The sequence below is a fragment of the Bacillus sp. ISL-39 genome, assembly GCF_018613295.1.
Lineage (GTDB): Bacteria > Bacillota > Bacilli > Bacillales > Cytobacillaceae > Mesobacillus.
On sequence record NZ_JAGGQM010000014.1, the window covers coordinates 19,390 to 44,032 of the forward strand.

Below are 24,643 nucleotides of genomic sequence, written 5' to 3' on the forward strand. Positions count from 1 at the left end.
TTAGTTTAGACAAGGAACCCAGAGGGAATTGGAAAGTGGTGGAATCATTACCATCAAACCAACAACACGAATACTGGGGGAATTGTTTTGGAGTTTTTACTTTTATTCGGTTTTCATCTATTTATCATGGGTTCACTAGTTATGTTGTTTAGCGGAATCATTACCTTTCTTTTTCCGAGGATGCATTTTCTCATCACAATATCACTATTTGGGGCAGTTGGATTTCTGTATGCATTCATCTTTGAAGTCATGGATCTTGCGATATTTGCAGTGTTCTTCAACATGATTCTTTCCTTGACGGCAGTTGGCCTCGTCAAACTAGGTTTCTACTTCAAGAAGGTTGCTGACCGGCAGGGTGAAAAAACAGCCTAACCTTTAAAACCAGGAGATTTCCTGGTTTTTTATTTTTGTTTGACAATCAAACGGTCATTTGAATAAGATATAATCAAAAGATCATTTGAATGAATGGGGTGAGCAAATTGAAGGAGCAGGATGTCTGCCAGGTCAATTGCGTCCATGACGAAAAAGTGGAACAGATGTCTGCTGAATTGAAAGAACAAAATACTGTTGAAGCCGCAAAAATACTCAAGGCGTTGTCAGATGAAACTAGGGTTAAAATCGCATACTCACTATATGTAGGCAAAGAACTTTGTGTTTGCGATGTAGCTGCGGTCGTCAATTCGTCCACTGCTACTGCTTCCCACCATTTAAGGCTGTTGAAGAATCTTGGTCTCGCTAAATACCGTAAGGAAGGGAAGCTTGTTTATTATTCACTGGTGGATGACCATGTGAAGCAATTGATTCACAAGGCGTTTGAACATCAAAAGGAGTTGGATTTGAATGACTGAAGCAGCGCAATCTGGCGCGAAAACAATTTATCGGGTACAGGGCTTCACCTGAGCAAGCTGTGCCGGAAAGTTCGAAGAGAACGTAAAGCACCTGGATGGTGTTTTTGATGCAAAAGTAAATTTTGGCGCTTCCAAGCTGACTGTTTTCGGTAAAGCCTCCATTGAGGAACTGGAGCAAGCTGGCGCATTTGAGAACCTGCGGCTTTACCCGGATAAAGCTGAGATTATCCCTGAAAAAAAGAAACCGTTCTGGCAGGAAAATTCTACGGTATTGATCAGCTTAGTGATGATCATTGCCGCGTATTTTCTTCAGTTTAATTTTGGTGAAGGTAGTTTGCCGGCCATCCTATTATTTCTGGGCGCGATTATTATAGGTGGTTACTCCCTTTTTAAAAGTGGAATAAAGAATCTTCTAAAGCTCGATTTTGACATGAGGGCACTGATGACTGTTGCGATCATCGGGGCTGCCATCATTGGCGAGTGGAGCGAAGGTGCTGTCGTTGTCATATTGTTTGCGATTAGTGAAGTGCTTGAAAGATATTCAATGGATAAGGCACGAGCCTCGATCCGTTCATTAATGGATATTGCACCAAAAGAAGCTCTCGTCCGCCGGAATGGCAGGGAATACAGCATCCATGTAAATGAAATAGAAGTCGGCGACATTATGATTGTAAAACCAGGCGAAAAAATTGCCATGGATGGGGAAGTCGTTTCCGGATTCTCGGCTGTCAACCAGGCGGCGATTACCGGGGAATCTGTTCCAGCTGATAAAAGCGTGGGTGATGAGGTGTTTGCCGGCACGCTGAATGGGGAAGGTCTCATCGAGGTTAAAATCACTAAACTGGTCGATGATACCACAATCGCGAAAATCATTCACCTTGTAGAAGAGGCACAGGCGGAAAAGGCTCCTTCGCAGGCTTTCGTGGACCGGTTCGCCAAGTATTACACGCCAATTATTATCCTTGTCGCATTTTTGGTTGCTATTGTACCGCCACTTCTCTTCGGTGGAGGATGGAGTGAGTGGATTTATCAAGGGCTGGCCGTCCTGGTTGTCGGCTGTCCGTGTGCCCTGGTCATTTCAACGCCAGTTTCAATTGTGACAGCGATTGGCAACGCCGCTAAACATGGTGTGCTTGTAAAGGGTGGCGTCCACCTTGAGGAAATGGGCATGCTGAAAGCCGTTGCCTTTGATAAAACTGGGACGCTCACAAAAGGAGTGCCGGCTGTTACTGATTTCAAATTGTTATCTGGTGAAAATTCAAGCGGTCTTTTTGCAGTAATCGCTGCCCTTGAAAATAAATCACAGCATCCAATTGCTTCTGCTATTATCCGAAAGGCAGACGCAGACACAGTCCCGTACATGGATAAAGCAATTGAAGATTTTACATCGGTAACCGGTAAAGGATTAAAGGGAACTGTTGACGGGATTGTTTATTATATCGGCAGCCCTAAATACCTTGAAGAAATCGTCGAAGGTGGAATTCCTGGTGGGGCTGCTGGAGAAATTTCACGCCTGCAGTCTGAAGGGAAAACAGTCATGGTTGCAGGCAGTGATTCTGAAGTACTTGCATTAATCGCGGTTGCAGATGAAGTTAGAGAGTCGAGCAGGGAAGTCGTGTCCCGTCTTCATGAGCTTGGCATTGAAAAGACCATCATGCTGACCGGTGACAACAAAGGCACCGCAGCTGCGATTGGCAGCCAGGCAGGCGTGTCCGATATCCAGTCCGATTTGCTTCCTGAAGAGAAGCTGAATTTCATAAAAACACTACAGAAAAACCACGGAAAAGTTGCGATGGTCGGGGATGGCATCAATGATGCACCTGCACTCGCCGCTGCGACGGTCGGAGTTGCAATGGGAGGAGCGGGCACCGATACAGCACTCGAAACCGCCGATATCGCCCTGATGGCAGATGACTTGAAAAAGCTGCCGTTCACGATTAATTTGAGCCGCAAAACACTCGCAATCATCAAGCAGAACATCGCCTTCTCAATCGGCGTGAAATTGCTGGCGCTGCTGCTGGTCATTCCTGGCTGGCTCACCCTGTGGATCGCAATTTTCGCTGATATGGGCGCGACCCTGATTGTCACTCTGAATGGCCTGAGGCTTTTGAGAGTCAAAGATAAATAGATGTATCATATTACTGATTCTGGGTGGAGAGGATACCATGAACAATTCCTGGAATAAGCTCATTTACAAGGGGTGGGCCCCGATTTATGATAGGATCTTCAATTCTGGTCCATTTTCGAAAGTGAGAGATATACTGTTCAGCGAGATTCACTTCCGTCCCGGGGACAGGGTACTGTTCGTAGGTGCAGGCACTGGGGCAGACATTGATAGATTGCCTTATGATCTATTGGAGATTACTGCAATTGATTACTCGGAGGATATGCTGGAAAAAGCGAAGGAGAAATTCAAAGGCTCCAGCATCACTTTTTTTAAAATGGATGCCCAACAGCTTGAGTTCGACGATGGGTCGTTCGATTATGTTATCGGAAGCTTAATTTTATCAGTAGTACCTGACAGCACAAAGGCTTTTGGCGAAATGATCAGAGTTTGCCGCAAGGAAGGTCTGGTGGTCGTTTTCGATAAATTTGCACAGCCAGGCAAAGGGCAATCTTTTGTCACAAAAGCTTTAAGACATGTGATCAAACTGCTTGGAACGGACATCGGTGTATCCTTTGAGGAAATCTGCCAAAAGGAAAAAGCGAGAGTTAGGCTGATATCAGATGAAGGAGTTATGCTCGGCAATACGTACCGCAGGATTCTGCTGCAAAAAGTCTGTTAAAGAGACGCACCCATAAAGAAGAGGCTGTTTGAATGACAGCCTCTTTTTCTGTGGTGTTATTGCATTAGTAAAATGATACACATGACGGACAGAAATACATGGAAAACGCCAGGAAGTGTCCGTCATCAAGGCTATGATATTAAATTAGGTTAAAGGTTAAAGGGTAAAGAGCGAGAAAAGAGGCCTCCCAAAGTAATACTCTGGAATAGCCTCTTTAGAAATAATGATTCTTTTAGCTTAAAAAATCCATCCTCGTTCATATTGCTTAGGAGATTCGATGCTTGTTCCAAGCTCCTTGGCTGCTGTTCTTGGCCAGTATGGATCGCGCAGGAGTTCGCGGGCGATGAAAATCAAATCGGCACGTTCATTCTGCAGGATTTCTTCTGCCTGGATCCCGGTTGTGATCAATCCCACCGCGCCGGTAGCCACATTGGCTTCATGCTTGATTTCTTCAGCGAATTTCACCTGGTAGCCTGGATAGGCATGGATTCTGGCTGGTACAACGGCCCCTGAACTGACATCAATCAAGTCAACGCCCAATTCCTTTAGCGATGCACCAATGGTTACGTAATCATCTACTGTCAAGCCTTCTTCATGATAGTCACTTGCGGAAACCCGGACAAACAGAGGTCCATCCCAAACGGTTTTTACCTCTTCAAGGATTTCCTGAAGGAAGCGGAAGCGGTTCTCGGCAGTGCCGCCGTATTCGTCCACACGTTTATTTGTAAGCGGGGAGAGGAACTGGTTGATCAAATATCCATGTGCAGCGTGGATTTCGATTACATCAAAGCCAGCGCGCTTTGACCTCTCGGCAGCCAGCCTGAATGCCGAGACGGTTTCCTTGATTTCCTCAACCGTCATAGCCTTCGGTTCTTTATACTTCTCGTCAAAAGCTAAAGCAGAAGGAGCGATGATTTCATCACGCAATGCTGCTTTTCTTCCGGCATGTGCCAGCTGGATACCAGCTGCGGCACCGCTCTGCTTGATTTGGTCCGTCAAAGCTGTTAGACCGGGCACATGCTCATCGCTCCAGATTCCCAGATCCTGATGGGAAATCCGTCCTTGCGGCGTCACCGCAGTTGCCTCGAGAATGACCAGGCCCACCTGGCCGACAGCTCGGCTTACATAGTGTGTCATATGAAAGTCTGTGACAATCCCGTCTTCTTTTTCACATGAGTACATACACATCGGAGCCATGACGATTCTGTTTTTCAAAGTTAAATCTTTAATTTTATAAGGGGAAAATAATTTCTTTTCCAATCCTGCAGCCTCCTTTTATTTCGAAATCCAAAATATATTTTAAGTATAACAGGGCTTCTTTAGGAAAGGAAAAATTGTACTCACCGCAATGTGTTTTTTCTTAATTCCGCAAGTGTATATTTCGTTCCGCGCCAGATAATGCCGCCTCTTCTTAATGTCAGGTAGCTCGCTCTCAGAATGGAGAAAATGAATATCAGGGCAGTGAAGGGAAGGACAAAGAACATCCATGGTGAAAAGCGGGTCATCTTCTTTGTTACCATCACATAAAGGAAAGCCAGGAATATGAGATTGACAGCACTTAAAATGGCGACTGCCTGATTCTTTGAAAAAAGAGTGAAGAAAGGCACGACCTGGGATACAAAGACACCGAACACCGAAAATAGCACCATGCTGATCCGATAGTGGAGGCCGGCAAAGGTGTTCTTCTCCAATCCCGCTAAAGCTTCCTTCAGGCTCTGGTACCATTCCACTTCAATGAGCGTCATAGCCGTGACAATCCGCTGCTTGAGACCTATTCGCTTAATCATCATTCCCAGCTGCAAGTCATCATCGGGCCGCATCCTTATATATTCATGCGTGCCGACTTTTTCATAGGCCGACCGGGTGATCATATTGAATGCTCCGATGCCGACGCCGGTTTTTGAGCGGGGATTATTGCCGAGCCAGGGTCTCTTGTAATAGGAAAAGCCGAATAAGAAGAAAGCAACAAAGGCCTTCAGCCAAAACGGCTTTGCACTAAGGTTCGGGGCCGCCGTCAAATGATCGAGATTATGTTTCTCAAAATAGCCAACCGCTTTTGAAAAAGCCTCGGGATGGTACAAAACATCAGCATCTGTAAATAAGATCAAGTTCCCTGTCGCGCGCTGCCAGCCTTTATAGAGTGCGTAGTTCTTGCCGAGCCACCCTTCTGGCAAACTCTCGATATGGATCACTTTGATTCTTGAATCAGAGCTTTTCAGGCGTTCCATCACTTTGCCGGTATCATCCTCGGAACGGTCATTGACCAGGATCCACTCGGTATTTTTGTAGGTTTGGTTCAGCTGGGTGCGAATGCTTAGGGAAATATGTTCTTCTTCATTCCTGGCAGCCACGATGACGCTAAGCTTTTGTCCCTGGTCGGCAACCTCAGCCTTTTCGAGGGAATCCATTTTCCTAAAGCCAATCAAGGCATCGATTGTCGCCAAAATCCAGATGATTAAAGTTAAAGACAGTAAGGTTAGAAGCAACATCTACACGTCCCTGTTGTTTTTCTCCATTGTAGAGAAACAGGGAGCATATTTGCAATTTTTAAAGCGGACGGTTTGCTGCAAGTTCATTTCCCAGCAGGTGGCCCAGCCTTCTTGATTGAGCTGTGGCTTCCTTGATGCAGGATACGAAAGCAGATTGGACGCCATGCTGCTCAAGAATGCTGATGCCTGCTTCGGTCGTACCGCCCGGGCTGGTCACCTCAAAGCGGAGCTGGGCAGGCTCCTTATCCGACTTCGTCAGCATTTCGGCGGCGCCCAGCAGCGTCTGGATAATCAGCTGCTTTGCTGTTTGCTTATCCAGACCGATTTCAGCGGCACTTTGTTCCATCGCCTCGACAAGGTAATAAATATAGGCAGGACCGCTTCCTGATAGGCCTGTGACGGCATCAAGCTGATATTCATCAACGATTGTTGTCAGGCCGATTGTGTTAAAAAGCTCCTGTATCAGCACCTTTTGCGCTTCACTCACATGGGAATTCACGGCCATCGCAGTTGCCGATTTGCCAATCGCGGCCGAGGTATTTGGCATTGCCCTTGCCACGGCCAGGGATTTCTCTGCAGCTGTTTCAATTGCGGCAATCGAGACGCCAGCGAGGACCGAAATAATCAGCATCCCTTCAGGTAAATAGGATTTGATTTCCCCAACCGCTGCGGCTGCGTCCTTCGGTTTCATTGCCAGGACAACTGCATCCGCATTTTTGAAAAGCATTTCCAAATCATATGTCGCCTTTATTCCATATTTCAGCTCCAGTGATTTTAATCTGTCAGCATCCTGTTTATTCGTGGCCCAGATCTGCTCTCCCGGAAGAAGCCCGCTTGCCCCTATTCCGGAAATCATCGCTTCTGCCATCGAACCTGCGCCAACAAAAACAAGCTTCTTCATCAAGATCGCCTCCATAATATTTTTGTTTCGTTTATTAAAGTCTGTTTTCGCATTGATTGTTGCCTTTCTTACATGTTCTAAAACGCTTTAAAAAGGTGTCGGGGCTCTTTTCGAGGAGATTTCAGAATAGATTGCTTTTGGTTGAGAAAGCAACAAAGTTTACGAAAAGAGCCTTATTAAACAACGAAAAACAAAAAGGCCCTTCATCCAAAAAAGGACGAAAGGCCATGCTTCCGTGGTACCACCTTCATTCACTTCTTCAGCCAGTGCTGAAAAAGTGCAGCTCAACATCCGTTAACGCCGGTATACGTCCAGGTTTGCCTGGCAGCTCGCAAGGTAGGGTTCAACACGAAGAGGGCGGCGGAGCCTTTCAGCCGGTGGACTCCACTCTCTGACACCATTCCTGTCTACTCGTCTTACTCGAATGCTTTTAAAAAGTTTACGAAATTTTAATAGTGATTATGCAAGATAGACAACCCATATGTCAAGTAGTATTTTGAATAATTATTAGTTTTTTCTGAAAATATAAAGTGAAAATAATGACAATCGACTGTTTTATATGTAAACTTATCTTTATATTGGAAAAATACCGAGTCTATTGAATTTAAATGATTGCCATAATAATCAATCGGTTTACTTTATAGAAAAATAATGTTTTGGGGTGTATGGATCATATGGCTGAATGGAAAGATGGAATTGCCAAACTGACTTTGCCGACGCCTTTCCCGGTCGGTGATGTGAACGCATATTTAATAAAAGGGGACCGGTTGACACTTGTGGACGCGGGAACGAAAACAGAGGATTCCTGGGAGTCGTTCAAATCCCAGCTGTCCGATTTAAGATTGAAGCCGGAGGATATCGAGCAGGTTATCTTGACTCATGACCATCCAGATCATGTGGGAATGCTGGATTACTTTTCACCAGGTCTTGCCGTACATGGCCATCACCTGAATGAAAGGTGGATCAACAGGACTCCGGAATTTGAAAAGGAGCATAAAGAATTCTATGAGAAATTCTTTTTGCAATCAGCCATACCAGAGCAATATTTTGTGCCTTCGATGAAAGTCATGAAAAAGACATTAGTATTTTCTTGTAATCGTTCATTGACAGGAACTGTTCTGGAAAATGACGTTCCGCCGGCACTGCCTGGATGGAGGGTGATCGAGACACCGGGACATGCCCAGAGCCATATTGTGCTCTTGCGTGAAAAAGATGGGACAATGATCGCAGGGGATACGGTCCTTGCCGGGATCTCACCGAATCCATTGCTTGAGCCGCCGCTGCCAGGTGAAAGTGAAAGGCCAAAGCCGCTGGTCCAATATAATGCTACACTAAAAAAGCTGCAGGAGTACCCGATTGGGCTAGTATATACAGGACATGGAACGGAAATAACAGAATTGCATAGCCTGATCGAAAAAAGACTGGCCCGCCAGCATGACAGGGCATTGCAGGTAAGGGGAATGCTTGAAGGCAGGGAACTCACTGTTTTTGGAATTTGCAAATTGCTCTTCCCGACAGTGTATGAGCGTGAACTGAATCTGACCATTTCGGAAACAGTCGGCCAGCTTGATTATTTACAATTCCTAGACGCCATTTCAGTCAGGGAAGAAGGTACATCCTTCGTTTATACAGCAAAATGAGGTGAAAGACGATGTCATCCTTAAAAGGGAAAAATATTATAATTACCGGTGCCTCCGGGGGGATTGGTGCCGAGATTGCCAGGCTTTGCGCTGCGCGCGGAGCGAATCTCGTCCTTCTGGCCCGGAGTATCGATAAATTGGAGAGTTTAAAAAAGGAATTACAATCAAAGTATGCGATCAATGTCCATGCCCAGCAGCTGGATGTGTCTGACCCTGAAGCCATCAAGCGGGTTTTCTCCGAAGTGCTTACTGATATCCGATATGTTGATATATTGGTCAACAATGCCGGCTTTGGTATTTTTGATTATGCTCATGAAGCGAAAATTGAAGATATCAAAACGATGTTTGATGTCAATGTCGTCGGCTTGATGGCCTGCACCTCGATGGTACTGCCTGCAATGAAACAGAGGAGAAGCGGCCATATTATCAATATTGCTTCCCAGGCTGGCAAAATTGCCACACCTAAATCAAGTGTTTATTCGGCAACAAAGCATGCAGTGCTTGGGTATACGAACAGCCTGCGGATGGAGGTTGCTGATGACCACATCTTTGTCACTTCAGTTAATCCGGGTCCAATTGCTACGAACTTTTTTGACGTCGCGGATAAACAGGGAACCTACGTAAAAAATGTAAAACGTTTTATGCTGCAGCCTGAATACGTGGCGAAACAAGTGGTCAACCGCATGATGACGAGAACACGCGAAATCAACCTGCCACGCTGGATGAGTCCAGGCAGCATTGTTTACTCGCTGTTTCCCCGCACATTCGAACTTTTTGGCAAAAGAGTTTTCAATCAGAAATAGTTGGTCAATCAAAGGCTGTCCTGTTTTGCAGGGCAGCCTTTACTCTTATGTTGCCAAAAATTCATAAACCGCGTCATGGACTAGGTCATGCAAATCAGCATCGGGCTCTGCATTTTTCTGGTCTACAATCTTTATGTATATTTCATTGAATTCCGCCTCGCCGAACGGCAGTGAACCATCATGCCGGTACTGTACGAAGCATTTCTGGACCATTTTGCGAATGAGTTCTTTATCCATGTAAACAGCACCTCTTCACCTGATTATACTCCGAAGCTCGCTCTGAAAACACTCTTCCGTAAAAATCTCCAGTCTTGGCATCACTCACCATTTCCACCTTAATTAAGTCAGTCACCCGGAAAATTACCATTGAAACCGAACGCATATTCGCTTAATATAATGGGTATAATGAAACGGAACAGATGTTCTTGTTGTTGGCAGATATCATGCAGAAGGGAGGAAAGAAAGATGGTCGATTACAGCGAAATGCCGCAAAACAAAATTTTATGTGTGGATATGAAGAGCTTCTATGCGAGCTGTTCCGCCGTGATGCTCGGCCTCGACCCTCTTGACTGCTACCTGGCTGTTGTCGGGAATCTTGACCGCCCGGGAAGCGTCGTCCTCGCAGCCTCGCCGCGTTTGAAAAAGGAGTTTGGCATCAAGACTGGATCACGGAAATTTGAAATTCCCGATGATCCCCGGATTGTTGTCGTTGATCCGCAGATGTCCACCTACCTGCGAATCTCCACAGAAATCTCCCGTGTATTTAATCGCTATGTCCCGAAGGAAGCGATTCACACCTACAGCGTCGACGAAAGCTTTATAAAGGTTGACGGAGCTTCGAAGCTTTGGGGAGACGCTGCTTCAATCGCAAAAAAAATCAAAGACGATATTGAGCGCGAATTCCAGCTTCCCTGCGCAATTGGAATCGGGCCGAACATGCTGATGTCGAAGCTCTGCCTTGACCTCGATGCAAAAAAGAAGGGCATTGCTGAATGGACCTATGATGATGTCCAGACGAAGCTGTGGAATGTTTCACCGCTAAGGGAAATGTGGGGAATCGGCCGCCGCGTCGAGAAAACATTGAACAGCATGGGCATTTTTACAGTCGGCCAGCTAGCCCGCTATGACCTGGAGAAATTGGAGAAAAAATTCGGCATCATGGGCAACCAGCTGTACTGGCATGCATGGGGCATCGACTTTTCGGATATCGGCGCCCCAATCATGGAAGGGCAGGTCAGCTTTGGAAAAAGCCAGATCCTGCTTCGCGACTATAAAGAAGAAGAGGAAATCAAGCATGTGATCCTCGAAATGTGCGAGGAGGTCGCACGCAGGGCAAGAAGCCATGGGAAGGCAGGCCGGACCATCAGCTTCGGAGTTGGCTACAGCCAGGATGAATTCGGCGGAGGCTTCCATCGCTCTAGGACAATTGAAGAGCCGACCAATATCACGATGGATCTGTATCGCGTCTGCCTCGAGCTTTTTGCCGAGAACTACACGGGAAAGACGGTGCGAAGCATCTCGATTTCGCTCGGGAACCTCGTCACCGACAGCGAATTCCAATTGAATTTGTTTGAAAAAAACGGCTGGAAAAAGAAAGAGCTTGGCTATGCAATGGACCGGATTCGCAGCCGCTACGGATCGTCAGCGCTCTTAAGAGCAGTATCGTATACGGCAGCCGGAACAGCAAGGCATCGCGCCGCACTGGTTGGCGGGCATAAGGGTTGATAAAAGGAGGAGGAGAGAAAGATGATCCGTGACCGAGGTAGAATTAAATGGACGTCAATGATGCTTCCGGAGCATGTCAAGATGCTGCGTGACTGGGCACAGGAGGACGAATATGAAAAAGAAAAGCAGCTGGATGAACAGCAGCTTGAACAATTGAATGAAACAATCCTCGAAGCGATGGAGTATAACCGCCCGCTCAGCATCACTTATTACAGGCAAAGAAAATATGAATTGGTGATTGGAAAAATCCATTATTGGAATGAGCTTGGGCAGAAGCTCCATATCGTTGACAGATTCGAGGAAATCCACCGGATCGGGATTTCCAGCATTGCCGATGTCAGGCTTGCGGAAGGATGGTAGTCGTCATTTTGAAGCTCAAAGGGACCATCATCTTTTAAGAGCGGTTCACTAGAAGAAATCCTCGTAAAAAAAGAGCAATGGATTCCCCATTGCCCTCGATAGTTATTCCGTTTCATCAGCTTGCGGAGCACGGACAACCGATTCGAAGTTCCCTTTATGGGAAGCATCACAGAACGGCATGTTCTTGCTCATGCCACAGCGGCAAAGCGAGAAAACAGGCTTTATCTCATACTTATTGCCGGCACCATCCAGCAATTCAACATCACCAGTAATCCTTAATGAACCATTATCATTCACTTTAATCGTTACTTTTGACAAAAAAAGCACCCCTTTCCAAATTGTCAGAATTATCTTTGATAGTAAGAGTTAAACAGAAAAATTGCAAGACATTTCGCCAAAGGGTTCTGAAACGTAAAAAATTTCTCTGTATGGTAAAATGAAGCATCGGAAGGGGAGAGCGATCATGAAGCTGAAAATCACCGAAGCTGCATCAAATAAACTGAACGAAAAAATGTCAGGCAAGCAAGGCTATATAAAATTAAAATACGATATAGATGGCTGCGGCTGTGCAGTAAATGGGGTAGCGGCCCTCTGGTTTGAAAGCGAAAAAAATGTGGAAGAGCATCAAATAGAAACGGGCGGAATTCCGATTTATATTGAAAAAGCCAAAGAGGTGTTTTTTGATGAGGAAATGACGCTGGATTATAAAGGTAGCAATGGATGTTTCCAGTTAAAGAGCCCGAATGAATATCTTAATCCAAGAATGAGCTTCTATGACAAAAGAGGGTTATGAGTTTACAAAAAACTGGAAAAAAGGTTAAATAAGAAAGTAGAATGTGAAAATACATAGAAGTTTGACGCAAAGGCAGGGGGAGAAGGATGGGAAAATTGTGGAGGTCAGCCATAACCATTTTATGCGTGCTTGTGCTATCGGCATGCGCTTATAAGACCGCGGGAGAAGCAATCCAAAACGATATTCCGTTCAACATCAAACAAATCGTCCACAAGGAAAAGGTGGAGGATGGATATCTCATCTTTTACACAACAGAGCAAAAAGAAGGCTCAAGCACATTCGACGCGCTGGCAGTCGCCTATATCAAAGGCAGCGAAAAAGAAGGCTGGGAAAATGCGGGGCATAACCACTGGACTTATTATAAGAATGATTTCATGCTCCTGTATGCCGACACTTTCACAACCTTTAATGAAGACGGAACATTGGATACAAAGATTCCGGTGATTTTTGGGAAAGTCTTGAATCCGGACATCAAAACAATAGAAGCTGCAGGACCGGATGGCAAGTTTACCAAAATAGAAATTTTTAAAAAGGAAAACGAACGCTATTATTACGCAATTGGCGATTACAAGGAAGTCAGGGCACTGGACGCCGCTGGCAAAGAAATCGATCGCCAGGGAGAAAAACAGTAAAGGATTGGCTCAGGGGCGAGCCAATCTTTTTTTATTGGAGCTCAGTCTCTAACGGCCAAACGTTGTTATACGAGGAAAGAGAAAAATGTCCGATAGAAGAGCTCTATCGGACAAACAGAAGCCGGAACAAGAGAAATGTGTATGATAGAAAAGCGGATTAGATAAATCAAGCAGATAACGAACCAAAGCGTAAGATGCAGCCTCGCTCAACCTATATTAATGGTCCGCGCCCGTACTTCCATGATCGGCAAAGACATATTCCTCAAGAAATTCATCAAGCACCTTCTCATATTGCTCCCGGTTCTCGCTGTACGATTGAGCATGGAGCCCGTTTTCGGCCATGAATAGCTTCTTTGGCCCTTGTTTCTGTTCAAACAAGGCCTCGGTCATCGATGGCAGGATGAAGTCGTCCTTGCGGCTATGGATGAACAGGATGGGGTTTTTAATATTTTCGATAACCGCAATCGGAGATACCTGGCTCAATGAATATTTATCACGGATGCGGACGAACATGCTGGCAACCGGCAGCAATAGTTTTGGCGGCAAAAACTTGACCTCTTCCTTGATGCGGTAAGCGAGCTGTTCACTGAAGTCAGAGAAAGGGCAATCTGCCACATAGAAGTCCGCTCCATCCTTAATCATGCCTGCATAAAGGAGCAGGGTAGCGGCTCCCATGGACTCTCCGTGGATGCCAAGAAGCAAATCGGGACCCTTCTCCTCCCTTAACCAGTCTACCACCGATTTAAGGTCAAACTTCTCATAATAACCATAGCTGGTGGTCTTCCCGCCGGACTCCCCATGGCGGCGGTGGTCGTAGATAACGGCATTGAAGCCCCGATTCAAAAATAGGTTCATATATTTTACTGAATTGGTCTTGCTCTGGGTAACTCCATGGGCAATGATGATGTAACGGTTTGTGTCGTGCGGTTCAACGAGGACAGCCTTCAATGAGTAGCCAAAGGACGAAGGAATGATGACTTCCGTTTTTGGCAGTGAATCATATTCATCAGGCACCAGATGGCCGGCTTTCGCTTCTCGGTTGAAAATTTCTTCGTCATCTTTCCTTTTTAGGAACATGACTTTATTAGATATAAAAACCCCGAGCGAGGTCAGGACAAACAAAAAAGAAAATAGCACGCGAAACGCTCTTCTCAAGCTCAACCCTCCGATAATCTGTTTTCTTTATTTTACCATTAGTCTGGATAATACAAACATGAAAAAGACCGCCGAATAGGCGGTCCACCATAAATTATTGCTCTGAGTTTTGACGCTTTGTCGGGTGGATCGCTTTTTCAAGATCCTCGGCGGCAATCTGCTGTTTTACTGTATCTGCGTTTGGCTTGCCTTGCTGGCTGTAGCCTTTGTCACGTTTTTGGCTCATGCAACATGCTCCCTTCTTCAAAATTACCTCATCTAATAAGATGGATTTATATTCAGGAGCTTATGCAAAAAGTTAAACTGTAACAGAATTCAGCTTGAAATAAGTGCTTTCAATTTGCCTTGAGAGATGAGGCTTGACCACCTCAATGGCCTTGAGCATCATATCAAGGTTGACGCCGGTGTCGATTCCCATCCTGTGAAGCATATAGACGACATCCTCAGTAGCTGCGTTGCCTGCAGCACCAGGGGCGAATGGACAGCCGCCAAGCCCGCCGGCTGACGTATCAAAGCGGGTGACACCAGCCTGAAGTGAGGCCAAAATATTCGACAGGGCCAGCTTTCTTGTATCATGGAAATGCGCAGTCAGCATCACATCCGGGTAAGCATCCTTTAATTTCGAAAATAAGGAATAGGACTCATGGGGTGCAGCCATGCCAATGGTATCGGCGACACTCAGTTCATCGACCCCGGCATCAACGAATTCACCGCATAGGGCAAGGACTTCATCTTCGTCAACCTTGCCTTCATATGGGCAATAAAAAGCAGTTGAGATGCACGCACGGACAAAATAATCCTTCGACTTAAGCTCAGCAATCAATGGAAGGACCTCGGCAAGGCTTTCGGCAGTCGTTTTATTGATATTTTTCTGGTTGAAAGTATTGCTGACACCAACGAAGACAGCGACCGCTTTGCACCCCGTCATATAGACGCGTTCAATCCCCTTTTTATTAGGAGCGAGGACGATATTCCTCGTGTCGCTGTCAAGACAGTCGGCAACGATTTCGGCAGCATCTCCCATCTGCGGAACCCATTTAGGGGAGACGAAGGAAGTAAGCTCCATTTCTTTGATTCCGGCACCCTTCAATGAATGGATAAATTCTTTTTTCACTTCTGTAGGGACAAAACTCTTTTCATTTTGAAGCCCGTCTCTCGGGCCAACTTCAATTATTTCAACCTTCTTGGGAAGCTGCAGCATTTGATATACCCCTCCTCTTAAGATATCTTAATTGTAAATAGAATATTTTTAAAAATGCAAGAATAAATAAAATTTTGATAAAATAAAAGGGATTTTATCAAAGGCAATAGAAGTAATAAAAAGGTGAGAACTAGAGAAAGGGTGAGAAGTTTGAGCAAGACTGAAGCAGTAATCGTAGCTGCAGTAAGAACGGCTATTGGCAGCTTTAATGGAAGCTTGAAAAATATTTCCGCACCAGATTTAGGTGCCGCAGTAATTAAAGATGCCCTGAAGCAGGCAGGTGTCCAGCCTGATCAAGTGGATGAAATTATCATGGGGAACGTTCTCCAGGCAGGTGTTGGGCAAAACCCTGCAAGACAGGCAGCGATTAAGGCGGGCATTCCTGAAAGCGCTTCCTCAATGACCATCAATAAAGTATGTGGATCAGGCTTGAAGGCTGTCCATCTGGCAGCACAGGCGATCATTGCCGGAGATGCTGAGGTTGTTGTTGCCGGCGGAATGGAGAATATGAGCCAGGCTCCATATTTATTGAAAAACGCGCGTGATGGCTTCAAGATGGGTGATCAGAAGCTCGTGGACAGCATGATTTCAGACGGTCTGTGGTGTGCGTTCAATGATTATCATATGGGTGTGACGGCAGAAAACCTCTGTTCGAAATATGACATTGGCCGCGGAGAACAGGACGAATTTGCAGCATCCAGCCAGGAAAAGGCTGTAAAAGCAATTGAAGAAGGCAAGTTCAAGGATGAAATCGTGCCGATTGAAATCCCGCAGCGAAAAGGTGAACCGGTCGTTTTTGATACTGATGAATACCCGAAAAAAGGCACAACCGCAGAAAAGTTGGGCGGACTGCGTCCTGCATTCAAAAAGGATGGCAGCGTAACAGCAGGCAACGCTTCAGGAATAAATGACGGAGCAGCTGCTCTCGTTGTCATGAGCCGGTCAAAGGCTGAGGAACTTGGCCTGAAACCGCTTGTCGTCATCAAGGCAAACGCCAGTGCTGGTGTTGACCCGAGTATCATGGGCATCGGACCGGTTGACGCAGTTAAGAAAGCTTTGAATAAAGCGGGCATGAGGATGGAAGATATGGAGCTGATCGAGGCGAATGAAGCGTTTGCCGCACAGTCACTCGCCGTTGATCGTGAGCTGAAATTCAACAAGGAAATCCTGAATGTAAATGGCGGAGCAATAGCGCTAGGCCATCCAATTGGAGCCAGCGGCGCGAGAATCCTTGTTACACTGATCCATGAAATGCAGAGGAGACAAGCGAAGAAAGGCCTTGCCACACTTTGTATCGGAGGCGGGCAGGGTGTCGCCACGGTAGTGGAACTTGCATAAAACTATTAATCTTTAATACTGATAAGCAACTCTGGCAGCCTGTCATTATGGCGGCTGCGCCAGTTCTATCCATAGTTAAAGGGGGAATAACGATGAAAAGAATTTGCACATCCTTTCAAGATGCCGTAGCGGATATCCATGATGGCGCAACCCTGATGGTTGGCGGCTTCGGCCTCTGCGGGATTCCTGAAAACGTAATCCTTGCGCTTGTCGAAAAAGGAGTAAGAGACCTGACCGTCATTTCAAATAACTGCGGTGTTGACGATTGGGGACTTGGCCTGCTGCTGAAAAATAAGCAGATAAAGAAAATGGTAGGTTCCTATGTGGGGGAAAACAAGGAGTTCGAAAGACAGGTATTGTCCGGTGAGATCGAAGTCGAATTGATTCCACAAGGTACGCTGGCGGAAAAAATCAGGGCAGGCGGTGCTGGCATTCCGGCTTTCTATACACCGGCAGGAGTAGGTACGCCGATTGCTGAGGGCAAAGAAACACGCATGTTCAATGGCAAAGAGTATCTCCTTGAAGAGTCGCTGACAGCGGATTTCAGCATTGTCAGAGCGTGGAAGGGCGATAAGATGGGCAATCTCGTCTATCATAAAACGGCGAGGAACTTCAATCCGATGATTGCAGCAGCCGGCAGGGTCACGATTGCCGAAGTTGAAAATCTATATGAAGTGGGAGAATTAGACCCGAACAGCATCCATACACCAAGCATCTATGTCCAGACACTGATTGAGGGAAATCAGGAAAAGCGGATTGAAAGGCTGACGGTGAGAAGTTAACTCTGGCTGAACATGAAAGGAGAAGGCATATGATTAAAAACAAAGGGAATGTCCGGGAGAAAATCGCGCGCCGGGCAGAAAAAGAAATCGAAAATGGTTTTTACGTAAACCTTGGAATCGGAATGCCGACACTCGTGGCAAACTTCATTTCTGACGACAAGCAGGTTGTCCTTCAGTCTGAAAACGGCTTGCTTGGGATTGGACCTTATCCAGCCGAGGACAGCGTCGATCCAGATTTGATCAACGCAGGCAAAGAAACGGTTACGGCGATTCCAGGTGCTGCGTATTTTGATTCTGCTGAGTCTTTTGCCATGATCCGCGGAGGACACATCAATATCGCCATCCTGGGCGGAATGGAAGTCTCGGAAGCTGGCGATCTTGCTAACTGGATGATTCCAGGAAAGATGATCAAAGGCATGGGCGGTGCAATGGACCTTGTCCACGGCGCCCAGAAAATCATCGTCATTATGGAGCATGTGAACAAGAGCGGTGAAGCGAAAATCCTTAAAGAGTGCAGCCTGCCATTGACAGGAAAAGGTGTGGTCAACCGGATCATCACCGATATGGCGGTCATTGACGTGACGCCTTTCGGGCTGAAGCTTGTTGAAGTAGCATCCGGCTACACAGTCGACGATGTCCTCAAATCAACAGAACCTGAATTACAGGTAGACGACTCAGTTGTCTTAGACGCATATTGATAAACCGGGAACGCCTGATAAAAGGGCGTTCCTTTTTCTTTAACAGCATTAATCTCAGAAGAATTTTAATTGTTAGCATCCGATGGTATAATTTCATCAAAACGTTTGTATTAAGTTTATTATTCTTCCTCGCGGAAAGCGAAGCGCCCGGAACGAAAATCAACAGACTCGTTTAGAATCCAAAATAAGGCTCTGAAAATTAAACAAAGTTACCAAAAACCATAGAACCGAGGGATCAACTATGAAAAAGAAACAAAAACGCCAGCAGCAAGTAAAGAAAGAGGAAAAGCCGGCAACACTGGGCGATCTCCTGAATCAGGATATCATGCAAAAGCTAAAAGCCCAGCAACAGCAATTAAAGGAAGAGGAAGAACAGAAAAAGCACGCTGAATCAGAGCGTAAGAAGGAAGAGAAGCGTTTAAGGGAAAAGAATAAATCTTTCGAAGAATTGCTTACTGAAAGCGACATGGATTGGAAGAAGTTCAAATGATCCGAAGAAGAGTGGAAGTAGTTCCATACAATCCTGAGTGGAAAACTCTTTTTGGAAAAGAGAAGCAGGTTCTTGAATCCATCTTTGAACCGGCAAAGATTGAAATACACCATATCGGCAGTACATCAGTTCCCGGACTTAGCGCCAAGCCGATCATAGACATCATGTTAGCAGCTGATAGCCTTGAACAAGTTGAAATGGCAACAGCTGCCATAGAGGCTGCCGGCTACAAGGCGAAGGGGGAAAATGGCATCCCAGGGAGGCGCTATTTTCAAAAACATGATGAAAATGGGATTCGAAAAGTTCATTTGCATTCGTTTGAAAAAGGCAGCCATCAATTATACAGGCATCTTGTTTTCCGTGATTACTTAAGGGCTCACCCTCTGCAGGCCAGCAAATACGCTGCTGTAAAAGAAATAGCTGCCCAAAAATATGAATATGATATCGAATCCTACATAGCTGAAAAATCTCCGATAGTGAAGGAGCTTGAGCAAAAAGCAATGCAATGGAGGCCAGCAAGATAAAGGTTTCCGCATTGATTGTTGCTGTCGATCATGGGCTTCTAACTCTCTAAATAAAAGTATCTGGGCTCTTTTCGAGGAACTCCTGGACATAGAGTACATTTATACTCGTAATACTTTTCGTTGAGAAAATAGCAAGTTTTCGAAAAGAGTCTAAATAACAAACGTTTTGCGTCCTGTGCGAAAGGGCAATAAGGTAAAAAAAGCAAAGGAGCAAAGCCTTGTTACTTATAACATTTTTACTCGCAGCCGGATTCGTATTCATCCATTTATTTTCTAGATTTTTACCTTTCCTCGACAACGTCCCTCGAAGCAGATTGCTTTCAGCTGCAGGAGGCATTTCTGTAGCCTATGTATTCATCCACCTGCTACCGGAGTTGAATAAACATAACGAGGTCCTTGACAGGAGTATTCAATCAGATGGCTTGAAGTTCTTCGAAAACCATACATATATTGTTGCTATGATTGGTTTGGCCATTTTTTATGGGCTGGAACGGATGGTAAAGACCTCAAAGAAAAAACAGCAAAGGGAAAACAATATGGACCGGGCTTCGAAAGGTGTATTTTGGATCCATATCATTGCATTTTTCCTTTATAACAGTTTAATAGGATATTTACTGCTTCATGGAGAACAGGAAAGGGTAATGGGACTGGTCTTTTACTTTATTGCACTTGCCGTCCATTTCATCACCAGTGACCATGCGTTGAGGGAAGCGCATAAGGAAATGTATGATCGTGTAGGGAGATGGTTGCTTGCTGCCGCGATATTGGCAGGCTGGGCAATCGGCATCACATGGAATGTGAATGAAAACATTATAGCCTTGCTTTTCGCCCTTCTTGCAGGCGGAGTCATCTTAAATGTAATGAAGGAAGAACTCCCGGAGGAAAGGGAGAGCAACTTCTGGGCCTTTGCCGCTGGATTGGCCGGCTATACACTCTTGCTGATGCTGGCATAAGGTTTTAAAGTGGAAGAGACTTGCAAAACGAAAAAAGGAACACTTTCGCATAAAAAAACGAAAGTGTTCCTTTTTTGGTTTCCAGATATTATCTGTGCTGGTCGTATTTGTTGGCCTTTGTTATTGACTTAATTAAACTTATCTCTTGAGGAGACAGTGAAGGGGAACCTGCAGCCCTGGCATTTTCCTTGATTTGTTCCGGGGTGCTTGCACCTGCGACAATGGAAGCCACTGCAGGGTTGGCTAAGTTATACTGAATGGCGACTTCAGTAAGGGACTTGGATGAGGCGAGCTTCTCTTTCAGTAAAGGAAGAACTTCTTCCAATTCCTCATAGCTGTAATCAAGATATCCTTTCGAAGCTGCCTTCTCGAGCATTCTGTCACTCAGCATGCCTTTAGCGACCGTGCCTCTCGTTACCACACTGATGTTGTGACCATGAAGGAGCGGGAGTGCTTCTTCTTCAGGGCGGCGGTCAAGTATGCTGTATTGCATCATGACAGAGACAATGTTTGATTTTTGAGCATATTCACGAATGACATTCGGCCTAATGGACGAAATGCCGTAATACTTAATATAGCCTTCATCTTTCAATTCTTCAAAAGCCTCAATAGTTTCGTCAATATTGTCTTCAATTGTCCCTCCGTGCAGCTGATAAAGGTCAATATAATCGGTATTTAGTCTTTTCAAGCTCTTCTTCACGGCTTCTTTAACGTATGCCTTCGATGGATCCCAGGTCCAGCTGTCTTTCGCGTCGGTCCACCGATTGCCGGATTTCGTAGCGATGATGACCTGCTCCCTGGCTTTCTTCAAGGCTTGTCCGACAACCTTTTCATTTTCCCCGAAATCATACAAGTCAGCGGTATCAAAATAGTTGATTCCTTCTTCCAATGCAGCTTCAATCACCGCCTGTGCTTTCGAGTAATCCGTTCCAAGTGACATACAGCCAAGGCCTATTTCACTGACAAACAAATTAGATGTACCCAGTTTCCGTCTCTTCATAAGAAATCACTCCGATCCAATGTTGGTTTTATTTTAACGAAAGGAACGGAGTGCAATCAACTATTCTGGACGGCGATCCGGCTGATTGATAGTCTCAACCCAATCTTTTACAAGTTCATGCTTTTTGCCATACTCTTTTAACGTGGTTTTGATTTCCCATACTTTACCGGCTAAAGTGATTCCCTGGCCATGGACGTAAATTTTCATTGGCATACTCCTTTCGGATAAGTATGGTAAAATGTATGAGCATTTGATATCGGATTAGAACAGGAGTGGACATGTATGAAATCTCTTGAAGAAAAAACATTGAAGACAGAGCAGATTTTTACAGGAAAGGTCATTAGCCTGCAGGTGGACGATGTAGAATTGCCGAATGGAAAAACATCAAAAAGGGAGATCGTCAAGCATCCAGGTGCTGTCGCGGTCATTCCTGTCACTGCTGATCATAAAATCATCATGGTGGAACAATATAGGAAGGCTCTTGAAAGGACGATCGTCGAGATTCCGGCAGGCAAGCTTGAGGCAGGCGAGAAGCCGGAAGTTTGTGCTGCCCGTGAGCTTGAGGAAGAAACGGGATATGAATGCGCGAATATGGAATGGCTTATTTCCTTCTACACATCTCCAGGATTCGCAGATGAAATCATCCATGTATATAAAGCAACAGGGCTGAATAAAAAAGCCAATCCCGCAGCAGCGGATGAAGACGAGTTTGTCAACTTGATGGAGTTAACGCTTGAAGAGGCAATCCAGCTTATAAAGGAACAAAAAATCTTCGATGCAAAAACAGCATATGCAGTACAGCACCTGCAATTGCAGGAGGCATTAGAAAAGTAAATGCAGGAATACTTCGTTGATCTACACATTCATATAGGCAGGACGAAATCAGGCCGAGCTGTAAAAATCACCGGAGCAAAATCACTGACGTTCAGTAATATTATCCGCCACGCAAGGGATTATAAAGGATTGAATATGATAGGAGTCATAGACAGCCATTCACCGGAAGTTCTTGATGAAATGGAAGATTTGCTTGAAGCAGGTGAGCTGCAGGAACATCCAGAAGGCGGACTTCATTATGGCGGAATGAGTATCATCCTTGGTTCCGAGCTTGAGATAAATGATGAAAGCACCCAGGGGCCTATTCATGTATTATGCTATCTGCCCACCCTGCAGACGATGAGAGCTTTTTCAAGATGGCTTGAAAACCACATGAAAAATATTCATCTTAGCTCCCAAAGAGTCTATATTTCCGGGCTTGTTTTGCAGAAGAAGGTTAAGGAACTTGGTGGTATTTTCATTCCTGCTCATGTATTTACACCCTTCAAAAGCCTATACGGCAAAGGAGTCAAGAATTCTTTTACTGAGGTTTTTGATGCGGACCTGATCGATGGCATTGAATTAGGCTTAAGCTCGGATACGAAAATGGCTGACCAGCTGGCTGAGCTTCACGGCTATTCGTTTGTAACGAACTCCGATGCCCATTCACTTGCGAAAATCGCGAGAGAATACCAGAAAATTGAAATGGCTGAGCCATCCTTCCGGGAACTGAAACTTGCGTTAAAGCAAGCGGAAGGCCGGGGTATCAAAGCGAATTATGGTTTGGATCCGCAGCTTGGAAAGTATCATCGGACAGTCTGTGCAGAATGCCTGGCTTACAATCCAGCATATGGTGAAGCGTGCTCAGAATGCGGATCTGTCAAACAAATAAAAGGGGTCGCCGACAGAATTCAGGAACTAAGTTCATCAGAGGGAAATCAATATGTGAGGCCTCCTTATATCCACCAGGTGCCGCTCGAATTTATTCCGGGTCTTGGACCGAAAATGCTAGAAAAGCTGATGGATCATTTTGGAACAGAAATGGCAGTCCTTCACTCAGTGCCTCTCGATTCTTTAAAAAAAGTTATTCCTGAAAAGACAGCCATTACCATAGATAAGGCAAGAAAAGGACATCTCGCCTTCCAAGCAGGCGGGGGAGGGAAATACGGGAAAATAACTGATTAAAAAAGTCCGGTCAATTGGACGTGGCGTTATAGGCGGGCAGCGCTTGTCGGGGCTGACCAAGGCGCTTACGCTTTTTGTTTTCTATTAAACCAAATTGGGAGCTTTGCAGTCATAGACTCTATGTCCTTGCATATGATGGTAGTAACCAATATGCAGGAGGAAAAGAGATGAAGAAACGAAGGTACCAGGACGTCGCAGTAACCCATTTAAGAGAATATTCCTCAATCTATCTTTTTGTCATTGTCCTGTTTTTGATGGGAGTCATCTTTGGGGCAATAATAGTAAACAGCCTAAGCTTCACTCAAAAAGAGGATTTATTTTATTATTTATCACAGTTTTTTGGCCAGGCAGCATCCGGGAAAGTGGCGGACGGAAAGGATCTATTTTTGCAGAGCTTTCTGCACAATGGAAAATTCATTGGGCTCATCTGGATTCTCGGGGTTTCAATCATAGGGCTTCCCGTCATTTTGATCCTGCTTTTCATGAAGGGGATGGTTGTTGGTTTCACAGTAGGCTTTCTCGTTAACCAAATGCAATGGGACGGATTCCTCTTATCCTTTGTTTCCATCCTTCCGCAAAACTTCATCATTATACCGGTTTTCATTATCACAGCAGCAATGGCGGTGACTTTTTCATTGAAAATGATTAGGAACCAGTTCATGAAGAAAATCAACCAGCCGATCATGCCGCAGTTTTTTAGATATATCTTTTCATTTGTCGCCGCGCTTGTATTCCTGGCTGTGGCCGCAGGGGTAGAGGCGTATTTATCTCCGGCACTGTTGAAAGCAGTCATCAACTCAATAAATTAAAATTACTTTTAACTGATAATAACTCTTGTTTCTTATTTGTAATAATTTTATTTTGAATCTCATTCCCCTTCTGATATAATAAAAGAATAGTGGCGGGGGAGTGAGAGTATCGAAATGGAAAACAGAATTGAGAGAATCAAGAAACAGCTGCATTCGTCCAGCTATAAATTAACGCCGCAGCGTGAAGCTACCGTTCGAGTATTGCTTGAACATGAAGAAGACCACTTAAGTGCGGAAGATGTTTATTTGCTTGTCAAAGAAAAATCTCCTGAGATCGGCCTTGCAACAGTATACCGGACACTTGAACTGCTGACTGAACTGAAAATTGTCGATAAAATCAACTTCGGCGACGGTGTATCCCGTTACGATCTCCGCCAGGAAGGCGCTGCCCATTTCCACCACCATTTGGTCTGCATCGAATGCGGAGCAGTGGATGAAATCCAGGACGACCTTCTTGAAGATGTGGAAGAAATCGTTGAAAGAGACTGGAAATTTAAAATCAAGGACCACCGCCTGACTTTCCATGGCATTTGCCATAGATGCCAGGGAAAAGAGACGGCTGAAACTGAATGATCCAAAACCCTTTTTCCCATGGAGAAAGGGTTTTTTATTTTTATTAAAATGGCACCATGTTCAGGTATAATTCTTGTCCAAATTGGCATACAGATTAGTAAATAAGTAAAGTCGAATAGAACATGAGATGAATATTAAAAAGTTG

The 24,643-nt window shown here is 45.2% G+C and carries 30 protein-coding genes; 20 read left to right on the forward strand and 10 right to left on the reverse strand.

What is annotated here, in order from left to right; genetic code table 11:
• The first annotated feature begins 87 nt into the window (after nucleotides 1–87).
• The 4 genes from J7E37_RS12460 (at nucleotide 88) to J7E37_RS12475 (ending at nucleotide 3,634) form a co-directional block, all read left to right on the forward strand.
• Entirely contained in the window at nucleotides 88–372 is a 285-nt protein-coding gene (locus J7E37_RS12460) for a hypothetical protein (protein ID WP_214778488.1), read from the forward strand.
• Between the two features lie 107 nt (nucleotides 373–479).
• Nucleotides 480–848: an ArsR/SmtB family transcription factor gene (locus tag J7E37_RS12465; RefSeq protein ID WP_215024219.1), complete on the forward strand. Its 369-nt coding sequence runs from the start codon at nucleotides 480–482 to the stop codon at nucleotides 846–848.
• Nucleotides 841–2,976 (forward strand): heavy metal translocating P-type ATPase, encoded by a 2,136-nt coding sequence (locus tag J7E37_RS12470; protein WP_215024221.1) that lies wholly within the window; start codon nucleotides 841–843, stop codon nucleotides 2,974–2,976. Before J7E37_RS12465 ends, J7E37_RS12470 begins: the two co-directional genes overlap by 8 nt.
• Before the next feature lie 37 nt (nucleotides 2,977–3,013).
• Entirely contained in the window at nucleotides 3,014–3,634 is a 621-nt protein-coding gene (locus J7E37_RS12475; RefSeq protein ID WP_215024224.1) for a class I SAM-dependent methyltransferase, read from the forward strand.
• A gap of 237 nt (nucleotides 3,635–3,871) precedes the next feature.
• On the opposite strand, the gene namA is transcribed toward J7E37_RS12475, so the two are convergent.
• From namA to proC, 3 genes are all read right to left on the reverse strand, one after another.
• Nucleotides 3,872–4,894: an NADPH dehydrogenase NamA gene (namA, locus tag J7E37_RS12480; RefSeq protein ID WP_215024226.1), complete on the reverse strand. Its 1,023-nt coding sequence runs from the start codon at nucleotides 4,892–4,894 to the stop codon at nucleotides 3,872–3,874.
• Between the two features lie 80 nt (nucleotides 4,895–4,974).
• On the reverse strand, nucleotides 4,975–6,120 hold the full coding sequence (locus J7E37_RS12485; RefSeq protein ID WP_214778496.1) for a glycosyltransferase family 2 protein: 1,146 nt from the start codon (nucleotides 6,118–6,120) through the stop codon (nucleotides 4,975–4,977).
• A 61-nt stretch (nucleotides 6,121–6,181) separates the two neighbouring features.
• On the reverse strand, nucleotides 6,182–7,024 hold the full coding sequence (proC, locus tag J7E37_RS12490) for a pyrroline-5-carboxylate reductase (RefSeq protein ID WP_214778498.1): 843 nt from the start codon (nucleotides 7,022–7,024) through the stop codon (nucleotides 6,182–6,184).
• Nucleotides 7,025–7,698: 674 nt separating this feature from the next.
• Between proC and J7E37_RS12495 the strand changes: the two genes are divergently transcribed.
• Nucleotides 7,699–8,664 (forward strand): MBL fold metallo-hydrolase, encoded by a 966-nt coding sequence (locus tag J7E37_RS12495; protein ID WP_214778503.1) that lies wholly within the window; start codon nucleotides 7,699–7,701, stop codon nucleotides 8,662–8,664.
• Nucleotides 8,665–8,675: 11 nt separating this feature from the next.
• Complete coding sequence (locus tag J7E37_RS12500) at nucleotides 8,676–9,467, forward strand: SDR family NAD(P)-dependent oxidoreductase (protein ID WP_214778505.1); 792 nt, start codon at nucleotides 8,676–8,678, stop codon at nucleotides 9,465–9,467.
• Between the two features lie 45 nt (nucleotides 9,468–9,512).
• Here the strand turns inward: J7E37_RS12500 and J7E37_RS12505 are convergent, their stop codons facing one another.
• Nucleotides 9,513–9,704 carry a YqzH family protein gene (locus tag J7E37_RS12505; RefSeq protein WP_214778507.1) on the reverse strand — a complete coding sequence of 64 codons (192 nt, stop codon included), beginning with the start codon at nucleotides 9,702–9,704 and terminating at the stop codon, nucleotides 9,513–9,515.
• A gap of 228 nt (nucleotides 9,705–9,932) precedes the next feature.
• Here J7E37_RS12505 and J7E37_RS12510 point away from each other — a divergent pair, with 228 nt between their 5' ends.
• Both J7E37_RS12510 and J7E37_RS12515 read left to right on the forward strand, forming a co-directional pair.
• Nucleotides 9,933–11,192 carry a Y-family DNA polymerase gene (locus J7E37_RS12510; RefSeq protein WP_214778510.1) on the forward strand — a complete coding sequence of 420 codons (1,260 nt, stop codon included), beginning with the start codon at nucleotides 9,933–9,935 and terminating at the stop codon, nucleotides 11,190–11,192.
• 21 nt (nucleotides 11,193–11,213) lie between these two features.
• Nucleotides 11,214–11,552 carry a YolD-like family protein gene (locus J7E37_RS12515; protein ID WP_215024228.1) on the forward strand — a complete coding sequence of 113 codons (339 nt, stop codon included), beginning with the start codon at nucleotides 11,214–11,216 and terminating at the stop codon, nucleotides 11,550–11,552.
• Between the two features lie 102 nt (nucleotides 11,553–11,654).
• Here J7E37_RS12515 and J7E37_RS12520 read toward each other — a convergent pair whose 3' ends face one another.
• A complete protein-coding gene (locus J7E37_RS12520; RefSeq protein ID WP_353050018.1) occupies nucleotides 11,655–11,903 on the reverse strand; it encodes a CDGSH iron-sulfur domain-containing protein in 249 nt (82 codons plus the stop codon).
• Between the two features lie 112 nt (nucleotides 11,904–12,015).
• On the opposite strand from J7E37_RS12520, the gene J7E37_RS12525 reads away from it, so the two are divergent.
• Together J7E37_RS12525 and J7E37_RS12530 are read left to right on the forward strand one after the other, a co-directional pair.
• On the forward strand, nucleotides 12,016–12,345 hold the full coding sequence (locus J7E37_RS12525) for an iron-sulfur cluster biosynthesis family protein (protein ID WP_214778514.1): 330 nt from the start codon (nucleotides 12,016–12,018) through the stop codon (nucleotides 12,343–12,345).
• Nucleotides 12,346–12,431: 86 nt separating this feature from the next.
• The gene (locus J7E37_RS12530) at nucleotides 12,432–12,977 is read left to right on the forward strand and encodes a hypothetical protein (protein ID WP_214778516.1); all 546 of its coding nucleotides are present in this window, start codon (nucleotides 12,432–12,434) and stop codon (nucleotides 12,975–12,977) included.
• Nucleotides 12,978–13,193: 216 nt separating this feature from the next.
• On the opposite strand, the gene J7E37_RS12535 is transcribed toward J7E37_RS12530, so the two are convergent.
• The 3 genes from J7E37_RS12535 to J7E37_RS12540 form a co-directional block, all read right to left on the reverse strand.
• On the reverse strand, nucleotides 13,194–14,132 hold the full coding sequence (locus J7E37_RS12535) for an alpha/beta hydrolase (RefSeq protein ID WP_214778518.1): 939 nt from the start codon (nucleotides 14,130–14,132) through the stop codon (nucleotides 13,194–13,196).
• Between the two features lie 94 nt (nucleotides 14,133–14,226).
• Nucleotides 14,227–14,358, reverse strand: coding sequence for a hypothetical protein (locus J7E37_RS22285; RefSeq protein WP_285290328.1), 132 nt, complete (start codon nucleotides 14,356–14,358; stop codon nucleotides 14,227–14,229).
• Nucleotides 14,359–14,430: 72 nt separating this feature from the next.
• Entirely contained in the window at nucleotides 14,431–15,333 is a 903-nt protein-coding gene (locus tag J7E37_RS12540) for a hydroxymethylglutaryl-CoA lyase (protein WP_214778519.1), read from the reverse strand.
• Nucleotides 15,334–15,483: 150 nt separating this feature from the next.
• Here J7E37_RS12540 and J7E37_RS12545 point away from each other — a divergent pair, with 150 nt between their 5' ends.
• The 6 genes from J7E37_RS12545 to J7E37_RS12570 all read left to right on the forward strand — a co-directional run bounded on the left by J7E37_RS12545 (nucleotide 15,484) and on the right by J7E37_RS12570 (nucleotide 20,118).
• Nucleotides 15,484–16,671, forward strand: a complete 1,188-nt coding sequence (locus J7E37_RS12545) for an acetyl-CoA C-acetyltransferase (protein WP_215024232.1) — start codon at nucleotides 15,484–15,486, stop codon at nucleotides 16,669–16,671.
• Nucleotides 16,672–16,763: 92 nt separating this feature from the next.
• The gene (locus J7E37_RS12550; protein ID WP_214778523.1) at nucleotides 16,764–17,453 is read left to right on the forward strand and encodes a CoA transferase subunit A; all 690 of its coding nucleotides are present in this window, start codon (nucleotides 16,764–16,766) and stop codon (nucleotides 17,451–17,453) included.
• A gap of 29 nt (nucleotides 17,454–17,482) precedes the next feature.
• Nucleotides 17,483–18,151, forward strand: coding sequence for a CoA transferase subunit B (locus J7E37_RS12555; RefSeq protein ID WP_214778525.1), 669 nt, complete (start codon nucleotides 17,483–17,485; stop codon nucleotides 18,149–18,151).
• A 241-nt stretch (nucleotides 18,152–18,392) separates the two neighbouring features.
• Nucleotides 18,393–18,641: a YqkE family protein gene (locus tag J7E37_RS12560; protein ID WP_214778527.1), complete on the forward strand. Its 249-nt coding sequence runs from the start codon at nucleotides 18,393–18,395 to the stop codon at nucleotides 18,639–18,641.
• Nucleotides 18,638–19,165, forward strand: a complete 528-nt coding sequence (locus J7E37_RS12565; RefSeq protein WP_251009644.1) for a GrpB family protein — start codon at nucleotides 18,638–18,640, stop codon at nucleotides 19,163–19,165. The genes J7E37_RS12560 and J7E37_RS12565 overlap by 4 nt, the downstream gene beginning before the upstream one ends.
• Nucleotides 19,166–19,383: 218 nt before the next feature.
• On the forward strand, nucleotides 19,384–20,118 hold the full coding sequence (locus J7E37_RS12570) for a hypothetical protein (protein ID WP_214778530.1): 735 nt from the start codon (nucleotides 19,384–19,386) through the stop codon (nucleotides 20,116–20,118).
• 88 nt (nucleotides 20,119–20,206) lie between these two features.
• Here J7E37_RS12570 and J7E37_RS12575 read toward each other — a convergent pair whose 3' ends face one another.
• Both J7E37_RS12575 and mciZ read right to left on the reverse strand, forming a co-directional pair.
• Nucleotides 20,207–21,118: an aldo/keto reductase gene (locus tag J7E37_RS12575; protein WP_215024234.1), complete on the reverse strand. Its 912-nt coding sequence runs from the start codon at nucleotides 21,116–21,118 to the stop codon at nucleotides 20,207–20,209.
• 60 nt (nucleotides 21,119–21,178) lie between these two features.
• Entirely contained in the window at nucleotides 21,179–21,325 is a 147-nt protein-coding gene (gene mciZ / locus J7E37_RS12580; RefSeq protein WP_215024236.1) for a Z-ring formation inhibitor MciZ, read from the reverse strand.
• Nucleotides 21,326–21,400: 75 nt separating this feature from the next.
• Here mciZ and J7E37_RS12585 point away from each other — a divergent pair, with 75 nt between their 5' ends.
• From J7E37_RS12585 to fur, 4 genes are all read left to right on the forward strand, one after another.
• On the forward strand, nucleotides 21,401–21,952 hold the full coding sequence (locus J7E37_RS12585; protein ID WP_214778536.1) for an NUDIX hydrolase: 552 nt from the start codon (nucleotides 21,401–21,403) through the stop codon (nucleotides 21,950–21,952).
• Nucleotides 21,953–23,116, forward strand: coding sequence for an endonuclease Q family protein (locus J7E37_RS12590; protein WP_214778538.1), 1,164 nt, complete (start codon nucleotides 21,953–21,955; stop codon nucleotides 23,114–23,116).
• A gap of 167 nt (nucleotides 23,117–23,283) precedes the next feature.
• Nucleotides 23,284–23,925, forward strand: a complete 642-nt coding sequence (gene spoIIM, locus J7E37_RS12595; protein WP_192470666.1) for a stage II sporulation protein M — start codon at nucleotides 23,284–23,286, stop codon at nucleotides 23,923–23,925.
• A 114-nt stretch (nucleotides 23,926–24,039) separates the two neighbouring features.
• Complete coding sequence (gene fur, locus J7E37_RS12600) at nucleotides 24,040–24,498, forward strand: ferric iron uptake transcriptional regulator (protein WP_214778540.1); 459 nt, start codon at nucleotides 24,040–24,042, stop codon at nucleotides 24,496–24,498.
• Nucleotides 24,499–24,643: the final 145 nt, after the last annotated feature.

Bases quoted from the DNA above. Each gene is read 5' to 3' on its own strand.
- J7E37_RS12575 (WP_215024234.1), bottom strand. From the start codon at position 21,118: ATGAAGAGACGGAAACTGGGTACATCTAATTTGTTTGTCAGTGAAATA.
- J7E37_RS12560 (WP_214778527.1), top strand. From the start codon at position 18,393: ATGAAAAAGAAACAAAAACGCCAGCAGCAAGTAAAGAAAGAGGAAAAG.
- J7E37_RS22285 (WP_285290328.1), bottom strand. From the start codon at position 14,358: ATGAGCCAAAAACGTGACAAAGGCTACAGCCAGCAAGGCAAGCCAAAC.
- J7E37_RS12525 (WP_214778514.1), top strand. From the start codon at position 12,016: ATGAAGCTGAAAATCACCGAAGCTGCATCAAATAAACTGAACGAAAAA.
- J7E37_RS12530 (WP_214778516.1), top strand. From the start codon at position 12,432: ATGGGAAAATTGTGGAGGTCAGCCATAACCATTTTATGCGTGCTTGTG.
- J7E37_RS12550 (WP_214778523.1), top strand. From the start codon at position 16,764: ATGAAAAGAATTTGCACATCCTTTCAAGATGCCGTAGCGGATATCCAT.
- J7E37_RS12475 (WP_215024224.1), top strand. From the start codon at position 3,014: ATGAACAATTCCTGGAATAAGCTCATTTACAAGGGGTGGGCCCCGATT.
- mciZ (WP_215024236.1), bottom strand. From the start codon at position 21,325: ATGAAAATTTACGTCCATGGCCAGGGAATCACTTTAGCCGGTAAAGTA.
- J7E37_RS12495 (WP_214778503.1), top strand. From the start codon at position 7,699: ATGGCTGAATGGAAAGATGGAATTGCCAAACTGACTTTGCCGACGCCT.
- fur (WP_214778540.1), top strand. From the start codon at position 24,040: ATGGAAAACAGAATTGAGAGAATCAAGAAACAGCTGCATTCGTCCAGC.
- J7E37_RS12540 (WP_214778519.1), bottom strand. From the start codon at position 15,333: ATGCTGCAGCTTCCCAAGAAGGTTGAAATAATTGAAGTTGGCCCGAGA.
- J7E37_RS12510 (WP_214778510.1), top strand. From the start codon at position 9,933: ATGGTCGATTACAGCGAAATGCCGCAAAACAAAATTTTATGTGTGGAT.
- spoIIM (WP_192470666.1), top strand. From the start codon at position 23,284: ATGAAGAAACGAAGGTACCAGGACGTCGCAGTAACCCATTTAAGAGAA.
- J7E37_RS12515 (WP_215024228.1), top strand. From the start codon at position 11,214: ATGATCCGTGACCGAGGTAGAATTAAATGGACGTCAATGATGCTTCCG.
- J7E37_RS12505 (WP_214778507.1), bottom strand. From the start codon at position 9,704: ATGGATAAAGAACTCATTCGCAAAATGGTCCAGAAATGCTTCGTACAG.
- J7E37_RS12585 (WP_214778536.1), top strand. From the start codon at position 21,401: ATGAAATCTCTTGAAGAAAAAACATTGAAGACAGAGCAGATTTTTACA.
- J7E37_RS12500 (WP_214778505.1), top strand. From the start codon at position 8,676: ATGTCATCCTTAAAAGGGAAAAATATTATAATTACCGGTGCCTCCGGG.
- J7E37_RS12590 (WP_214778538.1), top strand. From the start codon at position 21,953: ATGCAGGAATACTTCGTTGATCTACACATTCATATAGGCAGGACGAAA.
- J7E37_RS12555 (WP_214778525.1), top strand. From the start codon at position 17,483: ATGATTAAAAACAAAGGGAATGTCCGGGAGAAAATCGCGCGCCGGGCA.
- proC (WP_214778498.1), bottom strand. From the start codon at position 7,024: ATGAAGAAGCTTGTTTTTGTTGGCGCAGGTTCGATGGCAGAAGCGATG.
- J7E37_RS12565 (WP_251009644.1), top strand. From the start codon at position 18,638: ATGATCCGAAGAAGAGTGGAAGTAGTTCCATACAATCCTGAGTGGAAA.